Annotated in this window: 16 protein-coding genes and 2 rRNA genes (1 of these 18 only partly in view); 8 read left to right on the top strand and 10 right to left on the bottom strand. The window is 37.9% G+C overall.

From position 1 onward, the window contains the following. Positions 1-26: 26 nt before the first annotated feature. The 7 genes from NSU17_RS13000 to NSU17_RS13030 all read right to left on the bottom strand — a co-directional run bounded on the left by NSU17_RS13000 (position 27) and on the right by NSU17_RS13030 (position 7,777). Positions 27-1,298, bottom strand: a complete 1,272-nt coding sequence (locus NSU17_RS13000; RefSeq protein WP_445684079.1) for a TRAP transporter large permease — start codon at positions 1,296-1,298, stop codon at positions 27-29. Continuing rightward, positions 1,279-1,776 (bottom strand): TRAP transporter small permease, encoded by a 498-nt coding sequence (locus NSU17_RS13005; protein ID WP_340705214.1) that lies wholly within the window; start codon positions 1,774-1,776, stop codon positions 1,279-1,281. Before NSU17_RS13005 ends, NSU17_RS13000 begins: the two co-directional genes overlap by 20 nt. A gap of 108 nt (positions 1,777-1,884) precedes the next feature. Continuing rightward, complete coding sequence (locus tag NSU17_RS13010) at positions 1,885-2,922, bottom strand: TRAP transporter substrate-binding protein (protein ID WP_016839486.1); 1,038 nt, start codon at positions 2,920-2,922, stop codon at positions 1,885-1,887. A gap of 65 nt (positions 2,923-2,987) precedes the next feature. Beyond that, positions 2,988-4,031 (bottom strand): DctP family TRAP transporter solute-binding subunit, encoded by a 1,044-nt coding sequence (locus NSU17_RS13015; RefSeq protein ID WP_340705215.1) that lies wholly within the window; start codon positions 4,029-4,031, stop codon positions 2,988-2,990. Between the two features lie 182 nt (positions 4,032-4,213). Beyond that, complete coding sequence (locus tag NSU17_RS13020) at positions 4,214-4,882, bottom strand: response regulator (protein ID WP_340705216.1); 669 nt, start codon at positions 4,880-4,882, stop codon at positions 4,214-4,216. Then, on the bottom strand, positions 4,879-6,363 hold the full coding sequence (locus tag NSU17_RS13025) for a sensor histidine kinase (protein ID WP_340705217.1): 1,485 nt from the start codon (positions 6,361-6,363) through the stop codon (positions 4,879-4,881). The genes NSU17_RS13020 and NSU17_RS13025 overlap by 4 nt, the downstream gene beginning before the upstream one ends. 226 nt (positions 6,364-6,589) lie before the next feature. After that, complete coding sequence (locus NSU17_RS13030; RefSeq protein WP_340705218.1) at positions 6,590-7,777, bottom strand: MalY/PatB family protein; 1,188 nt, start codon at positions 7,775-7,777, stop codon at positions 6,590-6,592. 99 nt (positions 7,778-7,876) lie between these two features. Here NSU17_RS13030 and NSU17_RS13035 point away from each other — a divergent pair, with 99 nt between their 5' ends. Both NSU17_RS13035 and yugI read left to right on the top strand, forming a co-directional pair. Continuing rightward, positions 7,877-8,137, top strand: coding sequence for a DUF1871 family protein (locus NSU17_RS13035; protein ID WP_016839481.1), 261 nt, complete (start codon positions 7,877-7,879; stop codon positions 8,135-8,137). Positions 8,138-8,341: 204 nt separating this feature from the next. Next, the gene (gene yugI, locus NSU17_RS13040) at positions 8,342-8,713 is read left to right on the top strand and encodes a S1 domain-containing post-transcriptional regulator GSP13 (RefSeq protein ID WP_016839480.1); all 372 of its coding nucleotides are present in this window, start codon (positions 8,342-8,344) and stop codon (positions 8,711-8,713) included. A 35-nt stretch (positions 8,714-8,748) separates the two neighbouring features. On the opposite strand, the gene NSU17_RS13045 is transcribed toward yugI, so the two are convergent. Next, the gene (locus NSU17_RS13045; RefSeq protein ID WP_340705219.1) at positions 8,749-10,050 is read right to left on the bottom strand and encodes a PAS domain S-box protein; all 1,302 of its coding nucleotides are present in this window, start codon (positions 10,048-10,050) and stop codon (positions 8,749-8,751) included. 153 nt (positions 10,051-10,203) lie between these two features. Here NSU17_RS13045 and pruA point away from each other — a divergent pair, with 153 nt between their 5' ends. From pruA to NSU17_RS13060, 3 genes are all read left to right on the top strand, one after another. Beyond that, positions 10,204-11,757, top strand: a complete 1,554-nt coding sequence (gene pruA / locus NSU17_RS13050; protein ID WP_340705220.1) for an L-glutamate gamma-semialdehyde dehydrogenase — start codon at positions 10,204-10,206, stop codon at positions 11,755-11,757. Positions 11,758-11,989: 232 nt separating this feature from the next. Next, a complete protein-coding gene (locus NSU17_RS13055; protein ID WP_016839477.1) occupies positions 11,990-13,234 on the top strand; it encodes a Glu/Leu/Phe/Val family dehydrogenase in 1,245 nt (414 codons plus the stop codon). 144 nt (positions 13,235-13,378) lie between these two features. Next, the gene (locus NSU17_RS13060) at positions 13,379-14,542 is read left to right on the top strand and encodes an iron-containing alcohol dehydrogenase (RefSeq protein ID WP_168412854.1); all 1,164 of its coding nucleotides are present in this window, start codon (positions 13,379-13,381) and stop codon (positions 14,540-14,542) included. Positions 14,543-14,641: 99 nt separating this feature from the next. Here the strand turns inward: NSU17_RS13060 and NSU17_RS13065 are convergent, their stop codons facing one another. Then, a complete protein-coding gene (locus NSU17_RS13065; protein ID WP_340705221.1) occupies positions 14,642-15,616 on the bottom strand; it encodes a cation diffusion facilitator family transporter in 975 nt (324 codons plus the stop codon). Positions 15,617-15,630: 14 nt separating this feature from the next. Beyond that, a complete protein-coding gene (locus tag NSU17_RS13070; protein WP_422822758.1) occupies positions 15,631-16,344 on the bottom strand; it encodes an MgtC/SapB family protein in 714 nt (237 codons plus the stop codon). A gap of 84 nt (positions 16,345-16,428) precedes the next feature. Between NSU17_RS13070 and NSU17_RS13075 the strand changes: the two genes are divergently transcribed. The 3 genes from NSU17_RS13075 to NSU17_RS13085 all read left to right on the top strand — a co-directional run. Beyond that, positions 16,429-17,334: a DMT family transporter gene (locus NSU17_RS13075; protein ID WP_340705222.1), complete on the top strand. Its 906-nt coding sequence runs from the start codon at positions 16,429-16,431 to the stop codon at positions 17,332-17,334. A 261-nt stretch (positions 17,335-17,595) separates the two neighbouring features. After that, a 16S ribosomal RNA gene (locus NSU17_RS13080) occupies positions 17,596-19,148 on the top strand. Positions 19,149-19,452: 304 nt separating this feature from the next. After that, positions 19,453-21,148, top strand: a 23S ribosomal RNA gene (locus NSU17_RS13085) (it continues 1,231 nt past the right edge of the window). Together the 16S and 23S rRNA genes form the textbook arrangement of a ribosomal RNA operon.

Genomic DNA, 21,148 nt, shown 5'->3' on the forward strand with positions numbered 1-21,148 from the left:
GTAGGAAGTATCCGTTATAACGTCAATTATTTTCCAATTCCAAATGGTAACCAAAGTGACAATTGTGGGAAGAGAATGACGACAACTAAGTATGCAATCATTAATACGATAAATGGAATAACTCCTCGAACAACCATCCCAAGTTTTTCCTTCGCTATACCTGCAACGACGAACAAGTTTAATCCAACTGGTGGTGTAATCATTCCAAGTTCTAAGTTGATAACCATGATAATAGCGAAGTGATATAAGTCGATGCCAAAATGTTTTAAAATAGGTAATAGAATTGGTAATGTAATTAATATGATGGATACAGCTTCTAAGAACATACCTAAAATAAAGAAGAGCAAGTTAACAATGAGCATGAAAATCCATTTGTTCATGCCGCTTTCCGCAATCCACGCTCCAACTTTTTGCGGAACTTGTTCGTTTGTGAGATATAATCCGAATAATGAAGCAGCCCCGATAATTAAGAAAATCATGGCTGTTACGTTGATGGATTCAACTAAGATTTGACGGAAATCTTTCCAACTTAGTTCGCGGTAAATAAAAATTGAAACGATGAGGCCATAAACAACAGCAATAATAGCAGATTCAGTCGGAGTTACAACCCCTGAGTAAATCGTACCTAAAATTAATACCGGCAAAAATGCACCCCAAATGGCTTTCAACGATTTTCGACCGCGTTCTTCCCAACTTGCTTTTTCATCGCCTTGATATCCCTGCATTTTTGCATATACAATCGCTGCTACAATTAATACAGCAAGTAACCCTAATCCAGGGATAACCCCGGCCATGAATAGTTTTCCAATCGATTCTTCCGATGTAATACCGTAAATAATGAGAGGTACACTCGGAGGAATTAAAATACCAAGAGTTCCTCCAGCAGCCACTAATCCGAGAGCGTATTTTTTCTCATATCCAGCAGCAACTAATGCAGGAATCATGATAGAACCAATTGCTGCTGCTGTTGCTGGAGATGAACCAGAAATTGCTGCGAAAATCCCGCAGGCAAGTATTGTTACGACCGATAATCCACCAGGTAAGTGTCCAACCCAGGCACGTAATGCCTCAATTAAATACTTTGAAATTCCCCCTCGAGCCATAATGGCACCTGCTAATACGAATCCAGGAATGGCCATCATAGGAAAGGAATCAAGTGCCGTAAACATGCGTTGCGGCATCATGTTCATATTAAAATCGGCCATGAATAACATAAATATGGTAGCAAGCGCCAAGCTAATAGCAACTGGAACACGTAAAAATACTAATATAAAGAAACTAATTAAGAGGGTTAGCATAGTCTTCATCCTTTCTACGCAGAATGTTTACCAACCTTTCAATGAAACGAAGCAGGAAAAGCACTCCTGAGATTGGTAGTATTAGGTAAACAATCCACATAGGGATTCCTACATCTAGAGATACCATTCCGGAACTCATGCGAGCAGTGACTAAATTCCATCCGTAATATGTATAGATTAGGCAGAAAACAATCGATAGCACTGTCGCTAGTATATTGATGAAATACTTTCCCTTATTTCCTAAACGATCATATAAAATATCTACTTGAATATGTTGATTATGTTTTAGCGCCATACCAAATCCTAAAAATGTTCCCCAAATTATTGAATACCTTGCGACTTCTTCTACCCATGCTTGAGGATGATTTAAAAAGTAACGCATAACAACTCCGTAGAAGATCAATAATACACCGACGCCAAAAAAGATGCTGGCTAATATTTCTTCTAACCAAGTCCAAAGCTTCGATAATGCCTTCACTTGTTATCAACTCCCTTATAATGGAATACATATATGAAAAAAGATGGAGTGTCGAAATAAATTCGACACTCGAAAAAAATAGGGAAAAGACTGTGTTATAAGGATGAATTATTCAGCTAATGCTGTAATGCCATCGATTAATTCTTTTGTGATGACATCAGTAAATTCATCATAAACAGGTTGTAAAGCTTCTCGTAAAGCTTGGCGCTCTTCATCAGTCATTTCATAAACTTCAACAGTGCCTAAGCTTTTGATTTTTTCGAAGGATTTTTGGTTTTCTTCAGCTGCTAATTTTTGAGCGTATTCAGTAGCTTCACTAAGCGCTTCTTCCACTAATACACGTAAATCTTCAGGCATTGATTCCCAGAACGATTTGTTTACGAAAATTGCATAGTCAAGGCGACCATGTTGAGTTGTAGATAAATATTTTTGAACTTCATAGAATTTCATTGTATCAAAGTTGTTGAATGGGTTTTCTGCACCATCAACAGTTCCTTGTTGAAGAGCTGCGTAAGTTTCACCGAATGAAATTGTTGCAGAACCTGCACCTAATGATTCAAATTGTTTTTCTAATACTTGTCCAGCTTGTGTACGGAATTTCAAACCTTTGAAGTCTTCAGGTTTTACTAATGGATGTTTGTTGTTAGAGAAATGTTTGAAACCGTTTGGCCAGAATGCCATACCTTTAATATCGTTTTGTGCTAATTGCTGAGAGTTGAATAATTCTTGCGCTACTTCTGAATCAAAGAATTTTTGAACATGTTCTTCATCTTTGAATAAATATGGCATATCAACATATTGCCAACGTGGGTCGATTTTCACCATTTTTGTAACGGATGGAGCGATCATATGTACGTTCCCTGATACTAATGCATCAAGCTCATCCGCATCACCGTATAATTGTGAAGATGGATAAACTTCAACTTTTACACGACCTTCTGTTTTTTCATCTACTAATTCAGCAAAGTAGTTAGCAGATTTACCTTTTACACTATCAACTGCAGTTACGTGTGAGAATTTGATAATAAGTGGTTTGTCAGCAGTGTAATCTTCACTGGATTTTGGTTCACTGCTTGAACTGCCGCCACATGCAGCAAGGGCAAGAGCTAGCACCCCTAAAATAGTGGCTAATAGCCATTTCTTCATGTAATTATCCCCCTTAAATGTAGTAATGTTTTTATTGTAAAAAGAGCGCAAAGTCTCTTTTTTACCTATTTGACATATTTATATTTCGGAAGATTTTGAATGTAGTAATCCCCGTAATGTTGGGTGTAGTAGTGATATACGGGCGTAAAATGTTCTTCCCATTCTTTTTTCTCTTCCTCAGATAAATAATAGATTTGTATGCATTGGCATTCTTCAATTTCCTGCAGTCTTTTATCATTCAAATCTTCTGCAAGCTGCCATTGCCATTCTTGAACTTCATGAAGCGTCTCGGTAATAAGTTCCTGATCTTCATCAGATAAACTCTCCCAAAAATCTAAATTAAATAGTAGAAAATAACCTAAATATCCATGATTTGAAATAGTTAAGTATTTTTGCAATGAATAAAAGTTTTTACTTGTGATATTTGTTAACGTATTTTCTTGTCCTTCTATATCACCTTTTTTCAGCGATTGAAAGACGGTATTAAAATCGATTTTTCTAGGAAAGGCGTCAACAATGTAATATTGTTGAGCTAAAATATCGCTCTGCATAATGCGCATCCGTATTCCTTTTAAATCTTGATAATGCTCGATCGGTCTAATGTCGTTGCTAATTTGTTTAAAACCGCTATCCCATAAACCAAGAGCGATAAGATTATGCATTTTTAATAAATCTTTTAATCGATTCCCGGCTTCACTTTCTGTAAATTCATGAACTTCTTCTAATGAATTAAAAGCATAGGGAAGATCGTATACAGAAAGTTCAGGAACCAAATCTGTCAACTTCGAAATAGCAGGAGCAATTAATTGGATATCTCCTCTTAAAAGGGCATCCAATTCTTCCACATCTTTATAAAGAGTTCCGTTTGAAAACACTTGTATTTCAATTCGACCGTTTGATCGTTCTTTAATGAGTTCAGCAAATTTTCTAGCTGCCATCCCTTTTGGTGTATCTTCACCTACGACATGGGAAAATCGGATGACAAGTCGCTCATCTTCACTTAACTGTTCTAAATCAGTGGGATAATCTTTTATTTGAGAGCATGCAAGAGTTAAAAATGGTATGACTAATAGAAAACAAAATAGAATTACTTTTATTGAATCTCTCATCGTTTTCCCCTTGAACCTGCTGTTTGATGTAGATAGTTTCATGTTATATGAAAAACGAAAATTCTCAATATTATGGTATTAATGGACGTTTTGTTCTTTTTGGTATACAACAGCTATTTCGGAATAATAACTGTTATATTACATGGATGAAGGCAAAAAAATAAGAGCTTTAATAGCTCTTATTAAAGGGAATAATATTTTGTTGGACGACCCACTGTACCGTATTTTAAATCGATTTTGACTTCACTAATACTCGCAAGATAGTCTAAATATTTTCTTACAGTGACTCTCGCCATGCCTGTATTTTGTGCTAGTTGTTCAGCTGTGACGGGACCGTTGATTTCTTTTAATTTGTCGGTGATTTGTTTCATTGTAATTTCATTGAGTCCCTTTGGTAATTCTTTTTGAGACTCATAATACATGCCATAATAATCATCGATGTCATCTTGCTTAAGTTCAGTTTTTGTTGTTAATTTTTTTCTTGAGCGGGCATAATCTTCTAACGCTTGTTGGAATCTTTCTAGGCGGAAAGGCTTCACTAAATAGTCGAAAGCTCCTAAGCGTGTCAATTCTTGAACAGTTTTTGCATCTCTAGCTGCAGTAATCATGATAATATCAACTGGGAGGCGTTCTTGACGAATTTTGTAAAATAGCTCTAACCCAGAAATATCTGGTAAATACATATCTAAAAGGATTAAATCGGGCGTTTTGTTCTTAATTTCCCAATAGGCTTGTTCACCTGATTGGGCTTCCCCAATTAAGCTAAATCCATTAATCTTCTTTAAAAAACTCTTATTTACTTCCAATACCATTGGATCGTCTTCCACAATTAAGACATTAATATTGGTCACAGTACATTCCTCCCAACTTGTACGATTATTGTTGTGCCAACACCGACCTCTGAAAAAACTTGAATTGTTCCATGATTGGACTCGATAATTTGCTTCACTAATGCTAATCCAATTCCATGGCCTTGCTTATTTTTCGTTGTGTAACCATAATCAAAAATTTGTTCTACTGGTTCTTGAATTCCAACGCCATTATCTTGTACTTCAATATATAAATAATCTTGATCCCCTTGTATGAGAATATCTACATATCTTTCTTCTTTTGAAAGACATGCTTCCATTGCATTATCTAACAAATTCCCAATAATGGTGATTAAGTCGCCACTAGAAAAACCTGTGACATAATCAAGCAAATAGGAATCGTCACTTAATGTTAGCTCAATGCCTAATTCTTTCGCTCTTGAGAATTTTCCAATTAATAGTCCTTGAATGGAATAATCGTGTATTTTATCTTTAATTTTCTGAAAAACACTTTCTTCATCAGTAATTTCATCTAAGATTAGACTGATGGCTTCCTCATTTCGATTGAGTTGAATAAGCCCCGCAATACTATGTAATCGGTTTAAAAATTCATGGTGCTGAGCCCTAAGTGTATCCACTAAAGTTTTTACACCAGTTAATTCTTCAGCTAAGGTGTGTGCTTCTTTATGGTCAGTAATGACGATGAGGGAACCAGCATTTTTATCATGTATTTTTAGTGGAAAAATTCGGACTAAGTACATTTGATTTAACAAAGATAGCGGTTTATAACTTTCTTGTTTTTCAAGGCGTTCTTCAGCTAACCAAGTATTTTTAAATACCTCTTTTAATGTTCCTTCCTTCGCAAAAAAATGAGTATATTTTCTAGCTAAATGATTCATATATGTAATTTTCCCTCGGCCATCTGTGGCGAGAATTCCAACATCCATTGCTTGCATAATTGCTGAACGTTCTTCCACGATACGAGCAATTTCATATGGTTCTAAGTTTAACGTTTGCCGTTTAATTAGATTGGCAATCAAGATCGATCCTATCAACCCAATCAGTAACCCCCAAAATAATGCGATAAAAATATCTAATTGATATTCTCCTACTAATTGGTACCATTTTGGCGTAATGATTCCGACCGTGATGACACCTACTTGTTTTGTAGCATCTGGATTCATAATAGGTACAAACGCACGAATCGAGAATCCTTGAACTCCGATTGCTTTTGAAATGTATTCGTGTTGTGACAAAGCTTCATTGTTTTTTATTTCTTCATTGATGGTTCCAATTTTACTTTCGGACGGATGAGAATATCGTACACCTTTCATATCGAAGATCACAATATAATCGACGTCCGTTGCCAATCGAATTCGTTCTGCAATCGGTTGAATAACTTCAAAACCTTCCTCTTTTCCAACGGTTTTTTGTACATCTTCTAGTTGGGCAACTGTACGGGCGATAGCAATTGCTCTAGATCCAAATTCTTTTTCAAAGGCGCCAGCAATATTATGAATCATGATAATCCCACTAGTTAAAATAGAAAATAACACGATAACAAAGGAAAAAATAAACATTGTTAATCGAAGAGGAAATCTTTTCATCACTTTATTGATTGTAACAACCCCATTTTCAAATAATTAAGAATTTATTTTTTCTTATTATATAATAAATAGAAGATTGAAAAAAGGTAACAAATAAAAAGACTCTAACCTTTAATAGGTTGAGAGTCTTTACTAAAAGTTTTTATAATAAAGCTTTTTTGAATCGTTCAACACCGTCTTTTACTGTTTCAAATGGACATGCTAAATTGATGCGAAGGAATCCTCGGCCAGCTTCACTATATTTTGTACCTGGTTCTAATGCGATTTTTCCTTTATTTATCAGACGATCCATCATTTCGTTTTCAGAAAGACCAGTTCCACGATAATCAATCCAAACGAGATAGGTGGCATGAGGACGAATGATTCGAATGCCATCCAACTTATTTAATTCTTGCTCTAAATAGTCAATGTTTTTGGAGACGTATTGAATCATGCGATCGAGCCATTCGTCACCTTTTTCATATACCGCTTGTACACCGCTAGCTGCAAGTACGTTCCAATCGTCTAGACCATGAGCCATTTTATTTTGAATTAATGCATTTCGTAATTGTTTATTTTCTGCTACGATAATCGCTGCATGAAGTCCAGCTAGATTAAATGTTTTCGTAGGGGCAATACATGCGACAATTTTTGCTTGTTCGGCACCTTCTACAGTCATAGTCGGGATATGTTTATGACCTTCGAATACAATATCTGAATGAATTTCATCTGATATAAGTAAAACATCATATTTTATACATAATTGGATGAGTTTTTTCAGCGTGTCTTTTGACCAAACAACTCCAGCAGGATTATGTGGGCTACATAAAATATAAGCTTTTACTCCTTTTTTAAATGCTTCCTCCAACTGTTCAAAATCATATTCATAAATATGCTCTTTACTTTCTACTAAATCGCATTCGATTATTTGGCGATTAAGGGCTTTTGGTATGCTGAAGAATGGTGCATATACCGGTGTTGAAATACATATTTTGTCTCCTGGTTCTGTGAAGGTTTCAATAATCGTAGCTATAGCAGGAACAACACCGCTATGGAAGATCAGGGCATCTTTATTTATATGCCAATTGTGGCGACGTTTGTACCATTGTTGGATAGCCTCTTTGCATTCATCGCTGATGTAGGAGTAGCCGAAAATCGGATGATTTAATCGTTCTTTTATTGCGTCAATAACAATTTGGGGAACAGCAAAATCCATATCAGCAACCCACATTGGCAAAATATCAGAGTCATCTTCGACACGGTATTTTGCACGGAAGCGTTCTTTAAATTTGTCCCATTTCAAACTATTGGTGTTTCTTCTTTCATATATTTCATCGAACTGGATTGTCACAATTATCACTCTTTTCTATTTATTTTTTATCTTTAAATCTAATGATAATATGATATCATAAGAAGGAAAATAAAGAATAATTTGTGTTAGGTGAAATTCGTGGAAGACGTATTAATGAATAAAAAAGCGAAGCAAGCTTTAATGAAATGGGATCCCTTTCAAATGGGAGAAGGTGCTTATGAAATTGAAGCCAGCGATGTAGTTGCAGCGTTGCAAGCGATAGATGATCCCACAGAATTAGCAAAAGTAATTCAGAGAGTATACGAACACTCCTTTGAAATTTGGATTCCTTTCGAAAATTGTGTGGAAATGGCTTATCAATTAATTGCGATTAAATTTGAAGCTAAATGTATTATATAAAAAGTGATAAAAAGTGTCGCTCCTTTAAAAAAAGTCGACACTTTTTATTTTACTTTCAAAATTAATGTTATGATAAACTTTTATAAATTCATCAAAAAAAATTGGAAGCTTTTTTCAAAAAAAGGTGATTTTTTGTTTCGCCGTTACTCGTTATGTTATAATTTAACATGACATTTACGTAGTGAAAGAAAGTAGGAAAAAATTATGAAAAAAAAATATGAAGTAGGTGAAGTTGTAACAGGGAAGGTAACCGGGATTCAACCATATGGAGCTTTTGTGGCATTAGATGAATCAACACAAGGTCTTGTTCATATTTCTGAAATTACTTATGGTTACGTTCGAAATGTAGAAGATTTTTTTAAAGTTGGTGACATAATACAAGTAAAAATACTTGATATTGATGAACGTAACGAAAAAATTAGTTTATCTACCCGTGCTCTTCAAGACCCACCACCACAAAAGAAAATGGATAAGAATCCGAAAAAAACATTACAAGAACGTGTAAATGAACAGGATGCAAACGGTTTTCAGACGCTAAAGGAAAAACTTCAAGATTGGATTGAGAGAGGGCATTAAAAAAATCCCAAAAGCGAGTATGCTTTTGGGATTTTTTATATGTTTAATTTTCTTAGTCTGTATTGTAAATTTTGTCGTGTCATACCTAATGCTTGGGCAGTTTTTGTAATATTTCCTTCGTTCATTTCTAATGCATGTTGTAAATAATATTTTTCCACTTCTTTTAAATACTCGTTTAATGGCAATAATTCCCGATTTTGTTGAAGAAGGAAAAAATCCGGTTTTCTCATTTTTTCGTTTTGTTGTTGTAACTTAAACCGGAAATGTAATGGCAACATTTCGTATGTAACGTATTTTTCATTTGTAATCATCGAAGCGATTTCATCTAACAATAGTTCCAATTCCTTTAAATTTCCAGGCCAATCATATTCAAGAAACAATTCCATTACATCATTTGACAAACCTTGAATATTCGAATTAAAACGTTCGCGATGTCTTGAAAAGTAATCATTTACGAAAGGTTTAATGTCTTCTTTTCTAGTGCGCAAAGCGGGTATAGAAATGCTCATTGAAGCAAAATAATAATATAGGTCTTTCAGCAATTGATGATTGCCAATTAAATCAATTGGGTCTCCACCGACACTGCCAATAACCATATGCTTTTCTTTCGGTAGGCTTGTTAACAGTTTATGTAGTTCTTTTTGAGTGGAGAGGGAATAAAATTCAATTCGTTCAAAGAAAAATGTATATGATTTATCTTGTTTTAAATACGTTTTTAATCTTTCTAATTGATTTGGCCTTCTGCTGAAAAGAGTAACAAATTCATCGTTTTTCGGCTGAAGCTCGTGATGGATTCCTTCTGCTATTAAATCTTTTCCTGTTCCAGATTCTCCAATTAATAATACAGGAATACGGGCACGAGCTGCTTTTTTTGCGTTTTCTTTAACGATTTGCATCGGTTCAGAGATCGCAGTAATGACATCAAATGTTAATGGTTCCCCATATCGACGTAAAGGTTGATAAATAAGTTTTTCCAAAGAAGTGATATCACGGGCAAATTCTATGGCACCGATAAGTTTTTCCCCTTCGTAAATGGGGTACGTATCATTAATCGTGGTAATTTCATGACCATATTTATTAAAATATGTTTGTTTTACGTTGATCTCTTTAATTCCAGTTTTTAATACGCGCAACAACGTACTGTCATGGGAGCGAAATGCAAAAAGTTCTAAAATAGAACGGTCGGTAATGTCTTCCACATCAAAACCTTCTATTTCTTTCATTTTTTGATTATATAAAATCGTTCTTCCTTCCGTATCAACAGCATGAATGCCAACTGAAACATGTTCTACAGCAAATTCATACAGTTTTAGAAGTTGTTTACTATTTAGAGACATCGTCAACACCCTCAAAAAATTTTTTTTGATTATGTTATATAATATGTATTGAAAAATGCAATAATATTTTGCATTATTATATATATAAATATTCTATAGGTGCAAATATTTTTTGCATACTATTTATGTAATTTATTTTAAGGAGGAGTATTAATGATTCCCTACAAACATGAACCCCTAACTGATTTTTCAATTGAAGAAAATCGTCAAAAGTATCTTGAAGCATTAAAAAAAGTTGAAAGTGAATTAGGCAAGGATTATCCATTAATTGTTGGTGGAGAAAGAATTACAACGGAAGATAAAATTACTTCTTATAACCCTGCAAATAAAACGGAAGTTGTAGGTCGAGTTTCAAAAGCAAATAAAGAAATTGCAGAAAAGGCAATGCAAATAGCAGATAAAACGTTCAATACATGGAAAAAAGTAGATCCAGTTATCCGTGCAGAAATTTTATTTAAAGCAGCTGCAATCGTTCGTCGTCGTAAATTTGAATTAGCGGCATGGTTAACAAAAGAAGCAGGTAAACCATGGGTACAAGCGGATGGAGATATTGCTGAAGGGATCGATTTCTTAGAATACTACGGTCGTCAAATGTTAGAAATTGCAAAAGGAAAACCGCTTGAAGAAAATCCTGGAACAATCAACAAATATGTTTATATTCCGTTAGGTGTTGGTGTTGTTATTTCACCATGGAACTTCCCATTTGCTATCATGGTTGGGACAACTGTAGCAGCTGCTGTTACAGGTAATACTGTACTTTTAAAACCAGCTTCTACAACACCAGTTATTGCTTATAAATTCATGGAAATCTTAGAAGAAGCAGGAATGCCACCAGGAGTTGTTAACTACATTCCAGGACCAGGTTCAGAAGTAGGAGATTATTTAGTAGATCATCCACGTACACGCTTTATCAGCTTCACTGGTTCTCGTGATGTTGGTATTCGCATCAATGAGCGTGCTGCCGTTGTTAATGAAGGACAAATTTGGCTTAAACGAGTAATCGCTGAAATGGGTGGTAAAGATGCGATTATCGTAGACGATGCTGAAAATGCTGATTTAGAATTAGCAGCTCAATCTATCGTAACTAGTGCTTTCGGATTCAGTGGTCAAAAATGTTCAGCATGTTCACGTGCAATCATTGTAGGAGATGAAGCTTACAATAAAGTTGTAGAACGAGTTGCTGAATTAACAAATGAACTTGTTGTAGGAGATCCTGCAAATGTTGAAACATATGTAAACCCAGTAATCGATGAAGGAGCATTTAAGAAAATTGCTGAATATATCGAGATTGGGAAGAAAGAAGGCCGCTTAGTTGCTGGTGGACAATATGATGATTCAAAAGGTTACTTCATCCATCCAACAGTATTTGCAGATGTAGATCCTAATGCTCGAATTATGCAAGAAGAAATCTTTGGTCCAGTTCTTGCAATAACAAAAGCAAAAGATTTCGATGAAGCACTTGAAATTGCGAATAATACAGTATATGGTTTAACAGGTGCTGTTATTTCAAATAATCGTTTCCATTTACAAAAAGCTGCAGAAGATTTCCATGTAGGTAACTTATACTTCAACCGCGGATGTACTGCTGCAATTGTTGGATATCAACCATTTGGTGGATTCAACATGTCTGGTACAGATTCAAAAGCAGGTGGACCTGACTACTTGATTCTTCATATGCAAGCAAAAACTATTTCTGAAACGTTATAATTTAAAAAGCAGACGTTTTTACACGTCTGCTTTTTTATCAAAATGAATGATAAATAATTTGTTGAGCTAATAATATAAATTGGGAGAAAAAATGGTTGTACATATGGTAGGACATCATTAAAATGGAAATTACCAATACAATCAACTCGATTTATTTACAAAGTATGTTAATATGATGTTGAGGAACTTTCTACAAAATATTAAATCATTGAGTTAAAAGAGGCGAGAATATATGTCTGAAAATGTAAATCTTCTTACTTCAACACAAGATGTGATTAAAGAAGCATTAAATAGGCTTGGATATGATGAAGCGATGTATGAATTATTAAAAGAACCGCTTCGTGTGTTAAAAGTGCGCATCCCCGTAAAAATGGATGACGGTACAACGAAAGTATTTACTGGTTATCGTGCTCAACACTCAGATGCGGTTGGTCCAACTAAAGGAGGAATCCGCTTCCATCCAGATGTGACCGAGGATGAAGTGAAAGCGCTTTCTATGTGGATGACTTTAAAATGCGGTATTGTTGATTTACCATATGGCGGAGGTAAGGGTGGTATTGTTTGTGACCCTCGTCAAATGTCAATGGGAGAATTGGAGCGATTAAGCCGTGGGTATGTTCGTGCTGTGAGCCAAATCGTAGGACCTACAAAAGACATTCCTGCTCCAGACGTATTTACGAATGCCCAAATTATGGCATGGATGATGGATGAGTATAGTCGAATTGACGAGTTCAATTCACCTGGATTCATTACAGGAAAACCAATTGTTTTAGGCGGTTCGCAAGGACGTGACCGTGCAACTGCAGAAGGCGTGACAATTGTTATCCAGGAAGCAGCGAAAAAACGCGGTATTGATATTAAAGGTGCACGAGTAGTTATTCAAGGTTTTGGAAATGCTGGTGGATTCTTGGCGAAATTTATGAGCGATTTAGGTGCAAAAGTGATTGGTATTTCCGATGCTTATGGTGCTTTATATGATCCAGACGGTTTAGATATCGATTACTTACTAGATCGTCGAGATAGTTTTGGAACAGTAACAACATTGTTTGAAGATACAATTACAAATAAAGAATTGTTAGAATTAGACTGCGATATTTTAGTTCCAGCAGCAATTTCAAACCAAATTACAGCTGAAAACGCACCTAATATTAAAGCTAAAATTGTTGTCGAAGCTGCGAACGGTCCAACAACTGCTGAAGCAACAAAAATCCTTACTGAACGTGGAATTTTATTAGTACCAGATGTACTTGCTTCTGCTGGTGGGGTAACTGTTTCTTATTTTGAATGGGTTCAAAATAATCAAGGCTACTATTGGTCTGCTGAAGAAGTGAAAGAAAAATTGCGCGAGAGAATGGTCAATGCATTTGAAAATGTTTACCAAACTGCGCAAAGTCGAAATATCGATATGCGCCTTGCTGCGTATATGGTTGGTGTTCGCCGTACAGCTGAAGCTTCCCGCTTCCGCGGATGGGTGTAATATACAACTGAAACTTGATTTAGATTTTGCTTCTTGAAGAAGAATAACACCATTTTTCTGCATTGAAAAATGGTGTTATTTGTTTATTCGGATTTTTAACTGATAGTGTGAATTGTAAATTTGCTCATAAAGGAGAGTGTTTGAGTGAATAATTTTGTTTTTACTAATCCTGTTCGATTATATTTTGGGAAGGGTGAAATACGTAAATTAAAAAAGGAGCTGCCGAAATACGGGAGAAATATTCTGCTTGTTTTTGGAGGAGGCAGCATTAAGAGAAACGGGCTATATGATGAAGTGACTTCTATATTGAAAGATCTTGATTTGAATGTTTTCGAATTAAGTGGTGTAGAACCAAATCCAAGAGTTGAAACGGCTAGAAAAGGAATTGATATTTGTAAGAAAGAATCTATTGATTTTGTACTTGCGGTTGGCGGCGGTTCGGTTATCGATTGTTCTAAATTAATAGTTGCTGGAGCAAAAACGGAAGAAGATCCATGGGATATTGTAACGGAAAAAGTGAAGGTAAAAGATGCATTGCCTCTAGGAACAGTTTTAACGTTAGCTGCAACTGGATCAGAAATGAATGCGAATTCTGTTATTTCCAACGAAAAAACGAAAGAAAAATATGGATGGGCAAGCGGAAAGGTGTTTCCAAAGTTTTCTATTCTTGATCCGACATACACAATAACAGTACCAAAGGATCAAACGGTATACGGTATTGTCGATATGATGTCCCATGTATTTGAACAATATTTCCATGATGCGGAAAATACATTGGTAATGGATGAATTGTGTGAAGGGGTACTGAGAACAGTTATCGAAACAGCACCAAAATTAGTAGATAATCTGGAAAACTATGAATTGCGGGAAACAATTTTATTATCTGGAACGATTGCTTTAAATGGAATGTTATCAATGGGATCAGAGGGTGATTGGGCAACTCATGAAATCGAGCATGCCATATCAGCAGTATATGATATTCCACATGGTGGGGGGCTTGCGATTCTATTTCCAAACTGGATGAAACATGTTGTTCATGTAAATCCGCATCGTTTTGCTCGGCTGGCTACGAAAGTGTTTGGAGTAAATCCGTCTCATAAGACTGTAGAAGAAGTTGCATTTGAAGGAATTGAACGTTTAAGAGAGTTTTGGACATCTCTAGGAGCTCCAAGTTCACTTAAAGATTATTCTATTGATGATTCAAAGTTGGAATTATTAGTTGAAAAAGCAATGGCGAATGGTCCAATTGGACGTTTTAAAGTTCTTGAGAAGAACGATGTAAGAGAAATTTTGAGGATGTCTTTATAAATGGGGAGGCTGTCTAGTATTAGACAGCCTATTATCTTTAACAGTGTAATATATCATTGTATTAACATGATAAATCATTTTAGCGATTTCACAATTAAGTTATCCATTATTCTTTTTATGATATTTCCACTCTGTTATTCCGTCGTCTTTGTCAAAAGCAAGAGTTACTTTTGTAACGCCTTTTTGAGCCAAAATTAATTCAACTAAGTGATCTCGAACACTATCCAAATAATCAAGAGATTGATGAGGATTGGTTTCTACAACGATTTCAACATGGAGAAACTCTCCTTCCTTTACAACTTCTAACCGTTCAATATCTTTTACATGGGGATCTTCCATTACTAAATTACCAATGTGTATTAACATTTCTTCATCTGTTTCGCCGATTGCACCACGAGCGTTGTCAAGGAATACTCGACCCACTACATAAAACATCATTACACCTATAATCATGGATACTAAACCTTCTAATGCGTAAAAATTCGTAAAATAAGCGATAATGATAGCTAAAAATGCTAGTACATTTCCCGCGGTAGCAACTGCATCTTCCATCCATACTAATTTTGTCGCTGGTTTAGCTCGGTTTAAATAAATAATTGATTTTGGAATTGCTCCTATACCGGAAGTTTCGATTCCTACTTCATGTAAAGTTTCTTTTGCAGCTTTTTGTAGAACAATGGCTTCCAGTATCGTTCCCAATAACAAAACACAAAGGGCGAATAGGATTCCATCTGATTGTTCTTTAGGATGTAAAAAATGATGGAGACCTTCTTTTACTGTTTCGTAAGAAAGTATTGCAACGATGATGACTGCTCCTAAACAAACAAGATTCACTACCCGCCCAAATCCATTTGGAAACCGTTTTGTAGGCGCCTTTTTTGATAAAGCAGAACCAATATAGACGAAAAATTGATTGGCTGCATCTCCTAATGAGTGCATCATTTCGGCAAACATGGCTACATTCCCTGTAAAAAAATAAGCTGCTCCTTTAATAATACCTAAAGTTAAATTCACAATTGCTGCAGATAATGATGGTTTATTTCCGTCTTTTAGTAATTTTATTATTTCTAACATCGATTTCCTCCAAATTAAGATAAAATTTCAATTTCAATTTTTTGAATATAAGGAAGTGCATGAAAGGTGTTAAAAACTGTATAAGTGTTATTTTTTAATAATGTGGAAAAACGAATATCAACTTCATAAGTCAGATTTTCGCCAGTAATGCGAATATTATCGATAACCATCCCGTTTTTTTTCATGAACTTTAGCAATTCCTCTATATTTTCTTTATGTGCAATCTTTGCTTTAAGAGAAAGTTCTCGCATCCTTATTCGTTTTGGCCCAATTTTTGTTAAAAAAGGTGCTACGATTTCAATACCGAAAACGACAATGATAACTGTTAATAATGCTTCTATATAAAACTCGGCACCGACAGCAATTCCAATTCCAGCCGCTCCCCAAACGATAGCAGCTGTGGTTAAACCTGTAATACTATCGTTTCCTTTTCTTAAAATGACACCTGCACCTAAGAAGCCGACTCCGCTCACAATTTGGGCTGCAAGTCTTAGTGGATCCATTGTGATGTTGATATCACCTCTAGGAGGGGTACTATATGCAGTATCAATCGAAATAATGGTTAATAAACAACTAAATGTAGAAATTACTAAGCTAGTTTTTAATCCCACAGGTTTTTTCTTTAATTCTCTTTCGATTCCGATAATTAAACTTAACATTGCAGCAAAGGCCAATTTAAATAAAACGACGCTGCGAATCGTTTCATGAAAAATGAGAAAGTACCCCAAGACATTTCCCCCTTTTTTTATTGTGCAAAAACATTAATCATGTAAAAATGGATATTGAATAAAGTAAAGTTAGGGGTAAATAAAATGGAAAAACCACTGATCCATCCATCTATAGCAATCATTATTGGTGTCATTTCGATTTCTTTTTCTGCTATTTTGGTAAAACTAGCAGATGCTGAATCGGGTGTTATCGCTTTTTACCGTATGCTATTTACGGTGTTAATCTTGTCACCGATATTTTTAAAAAAACATGTACACGAATTAAAAATGTTAAATAAAAGAGATTGGTTGTTCTCTACAATTGCCGGAATCTTTTTGGCATTTCATTTTATACTTTGGTTTGAATCACTAAACTACACTTCGGTTGCAAGTTCTACGGTTCTTGTTACAATGCAGCCCTTATTTGCTTTTGTAGGAACATATTTATTTTTTAAAGAACGCATTACAATGCAAACAATATTGTCTGGAATTATTGCTATATCCGGTAGTGTTTTAATTAGTTGGGGAGATTTTAAAGTAAGTGGCAATGCTTTATTTGGAGATATACTAGCGCTTATTGCTTGTGGCTTAGTAACAGCATATTTTTTATTTGGACAAGATGTAAGAAAGAGATTATCCTTAATTACATATACGATGGTCGTATATTCTATTAGTACAGTTTGTTTATTATGTTATGTCATAATAAGAGAAGAGTCATTTGGTCCTTATCCAATAATGACATGGATATGGTTTTTGTTGCTTGCAATCCTTCCGAATTTACTTGGCCATTCACTTTTTAACTGGGCTATTAAATGGATAAGCACTACAGTTATTTCAATTGCAATATTATTTGAACCAGTTGGTGCATCAATTTTAGCGTTGTATATTTTTGGAGAAAAATTGATTGTTACACAAATTGTTGGTGGAATTATAGTAATTGCAGGAATTTTGTTGTTTGTACTAGATTTGAAAATGCTAAAAAATTTTTTCAAAAAAACTATTGACTCCTAATGAAATGTGTTTTAATATATATCATGTCCTTAGCGGACGAGATAAGTTTTGTAATAATAAACAAAAAATAACAAAAAAACATCTTGACAACAACTAAACAAGATGTTAGAATGAAAAAGTTGTTTCAACCAATAAATATCGAAACAAAAATGAACCTTGAAAACTGAACAACAAAACGTTAATGCAATAAATTATCTAGTTGTTAACCCTCGTTAACAAACTAGATTCGGACATTCAATTTTTGAGCAAATCAAATTTTCTTTTATGGAGAGTTTGATCCTGGCTCAGGACGAACGCTGGCGGCGTGCCTAATACATGCAAGTCGAGCGAACCAATTGAAAGCCTAGCTTTCATGAGGTTAGCGGCGGACGGGTGAGTAACACGTGGGTAACCTGCCCTATAGACTGGGATAACTCGCGGAAACGCGTGCTAATACCGGATAACACATCAAAGTGCATGCTTTGATGTTGAAAGATGGTTCTGCTATCACTATAGGATGGGCCCGCGGCGCATTAGCTTGTTGGTGGGGTAACGGCCTACCAAGGCGACGATGCGTAGCCGACCTGAGAGGGTGATCGGCCACACTGGGACTGAGACACGGCCCAGACTCCTACGGGAGGCAGCAGTAGGGAATCTTCCACAATGGGCGAAAGCCTGATGGAGCAACGCCGCGTGAGCGAAGAAGGTCTTCGGATCGTAAAGCTCTGTTGTAAGGGAAGAACAAGTGCAGTAGTAACTGGCTGCACCTTGACGGTACCTTACTAGAAAGCCACGGCTAACTACGTGCCAGCAGCCGCGGTAATACGTAGGTGGCAAGCGTTGTCCGGAATTATTGGGCGTAAAGCGCGCGCAGGCGGTTTCTTAAGTCTGATGTGAAAGCCCCCGGCTTAACCGGGGAGGGTCATTGGAAACTGGGAGACTTGAGTGCAGGAGAGGGAAGCGGAATTCCATGTGTAGCGGTGAAATGCGTAGAGATATGGAGGAACACCAGTGGCGAAGGCGGCTTCCTGGCCTGTAACTGACGCTGAGGCGCGAAAGCGTGGGGAGCAAACAGGATTAGATACCCTGGTAGTCCACGCCGTAAACGATGAGTGCTAAGTGTTAGGGGGTTTCCACCCCTTAGTGCTGCAGCTAACGCATTAAGCACTCCGCCTGGGGAGTACGGTCGCAAGACTGAAACTCAAAGGAATTGACGGGGGCCCGCACAAGCGGTGGAGCATGTGGTTTAATTCGAAGCAACGCGAAGAACCTTACCAGGTCTTGACATCCCGCTGACCGCTATGGAGACATAGCCTTCCCTTCGGGGACAGCGGTGACAGGTGGTGCATGGTTGTCGTCAGCTCGTGTCGTGAGATGTTGGGTTAAGTCCCGCAACGAGCGCAACCCTTGTCCTTAGTTGCCATCATTCAGTTGGGCACTCTAAGGAGACTGCCGTACAAATACGGAGGAAGGTGGGGATGACGTCAAATCATCATGCCCCTTATGACCTGGGCTACACACGTGCTACAATGGACGGTACAAACGGTCGCGAAGTCGCGAGACGGAGCCAATCCGAAAAAACCGTTCTCAGTTCGGATTGCAGGCTGCAACTCGCCTGCATGAAGCCGGAATCGCTAGTAATCGCGGATCAGCATGCCGCGGTGAATACGTTCCCGGGCCTTGTACACACCGCCCGTCACACCACGAGAGTCTGTAACACCCGAAGTCGGTGAGGTAACCCTTTCGGGAGCCAGCCGCCGAAGGTGGGACAGATGATTGGGGTGAAGTCGTAACAAGGTAGCCGTATCGGAAGGTGCGGCTGGATCACCTCCTTTCTAAGGATATTTACGGAAGCATTAGCGTTTTGTGTTCAGTTTTGAAGGTTTATGACCTTCAAAGTTATAGTGTTGTTCTTTGAAAACTGGATAAACGACATTGAAAGCAAGCAATTTACTGTAAAGCGCAAACAACTAGGCTAACACGACGTAAATGCGACGTGGATTGAAAGCCGTAAGGGTTGCGAGACGCAAGCAAGACAAGGAAATGAGCGAGTGAGAACCGGAGTGTACTATATGCGTACATGAGGATTCGAACGAGCGGAATTGACGAAGTATTGCGCAGTGTATCGAAAACCGAAAAGGTTAAGTTGTTAAGGGCGCACGGTGGATGCCTTGGCACTAGGAGCCGATGAAGGACGGGACTAACACCGATATGCTTCGGGGAGCTGTAAGTAAGCTTTGATCCGGAGATTTCCGAATGGGGGAACCCACTGTTCGTAATGGAACAGTATCTTAACGTGAATCCATAGCGTTAAGAAGGCACACCCAGGGAACTGAAACATCTAAGTACCTGGAGGAGAAGAAAGAAAAATCGATTCCCTGAGTAGCGGCGAGCGAAACGGGAACAGCCCAAACCAAGAGGCTTGCCTCTTGGGGTTGTAGGACACTCTATACGGAGTTACAAAAGGATGGGTTAGACGAACCGTTCTGGAAAGGACGGCCAGAGAAGGTAAAAGCCCTGTAGTCGAAAATCCATCCTCTCCTGAGTGGATCCTGAGTACGGCGGAACACGTGAAATTCCGTCGGAATCCGGGAGGACCATCTCCCAAGGCTAAATACTCCCTAGTGACCGATAGTGAACCAGTACCGTGAGGGAAAGGTGAAAAGCACCCCGGGAGGGGAGTGAAAGAGAACCTGAAACCGTGTGCCTACAAGTAGTCAGAGCCCGTTAACGGGTGATGGCGTGCCTTTTGTAGAATGAACCGGCGAGTTACGATTACGTGCAAGGTTAAGCAGAAAATGCGGAGCCGCAGCGAAAGCGAGTCTGAATAGGGCGTTTTGAGTACGTGGTCGTAGACCCGAAACCAGGTGATCTACCCATGTCCAGGGTGAAGGTGAGGTAACACTCACTGGAGGCCCGAACCCACGCACGTTGAAAAGTGCGGGGATGAGGTGTGGGTAGCGGAGAAATTCCAATCGAACTTGGAGATAGCTGGTTCTCTCCGAAATAGCTTTAGGGCTAGCCTCGTGTGAAGAATACTGGAGGTAGAGCACTGTTTGGACTAGGGGCCCACCTCGGGTTACCGAATTCAGACAAACTCCGAATGCCAGCTATTTATACACGGGAGTCAGACTACGAGTGATAAGATCCGTGGTCAAAAGGGAAACAGCCCAGACCACCAGCTAAGGTCCCAAAGTAATCGTTAAGTGGAAAAGGATGTGGCGTTGCTTAGACAACCAGGATGTTGGCTTAGAAGCAGCCATCATTTAAAGAGTGCGTAATAGCTCACTGGTCGAGTGACGCTGCGCCGAAAATGTATCGGGGCTAAACGATTCACCGAAGCTGTGGATTCGTGCGTTGCACGAGTGGTAGGAGAGCGTTCTAAGTGCGTCGAAGTCAGACCGGAAGGACTGGTGGAGCGCTTAGAAGTGAGAATGCCGGTATGAGTAGCGAAAGATGGGTGAGAATCCCATCCACCGAATGACTAAGGTTTCCTGAGGAAGGCTCGTCCGCTCAGGGTTAGTCGGGACCTAAGTCGAGGCCGAAAGGCGTAGACGATGGACAACAGGTTGATATTCCTGTACCACCTCCCCGCCGTTTGAGTGATGGGGGGACGCAGGAGGATAGGGAATGCACGCCGTTGGTCGAGCGTGTCCAAGCAGCAAGGCGTGGAAGTAGGCAAATCCGCTTCCTAATACGCCGAGCTGTGATGGGGAGCGCGTTATGCGCGAAGTTCCTGATTTCACACTGCCAAGAAAAGCCTCTAGCGAGGCGGGAGGTGCCCGTACCGCAAACCGACACAGGTAGTCGAGGAGAGAATCCTAAGGTGAGCGAG

This window comes from Ureibacillus sp. FSL K6-2830, assembly GCF_038004145.1.
In the GTDB taxonomy this organism is placed as follows: Bacteria; Bacillota; Bacilli; order Bacillales_A; family Planococcaceae; genus Ureibacillus; species Ureibacillus thermosphaericus.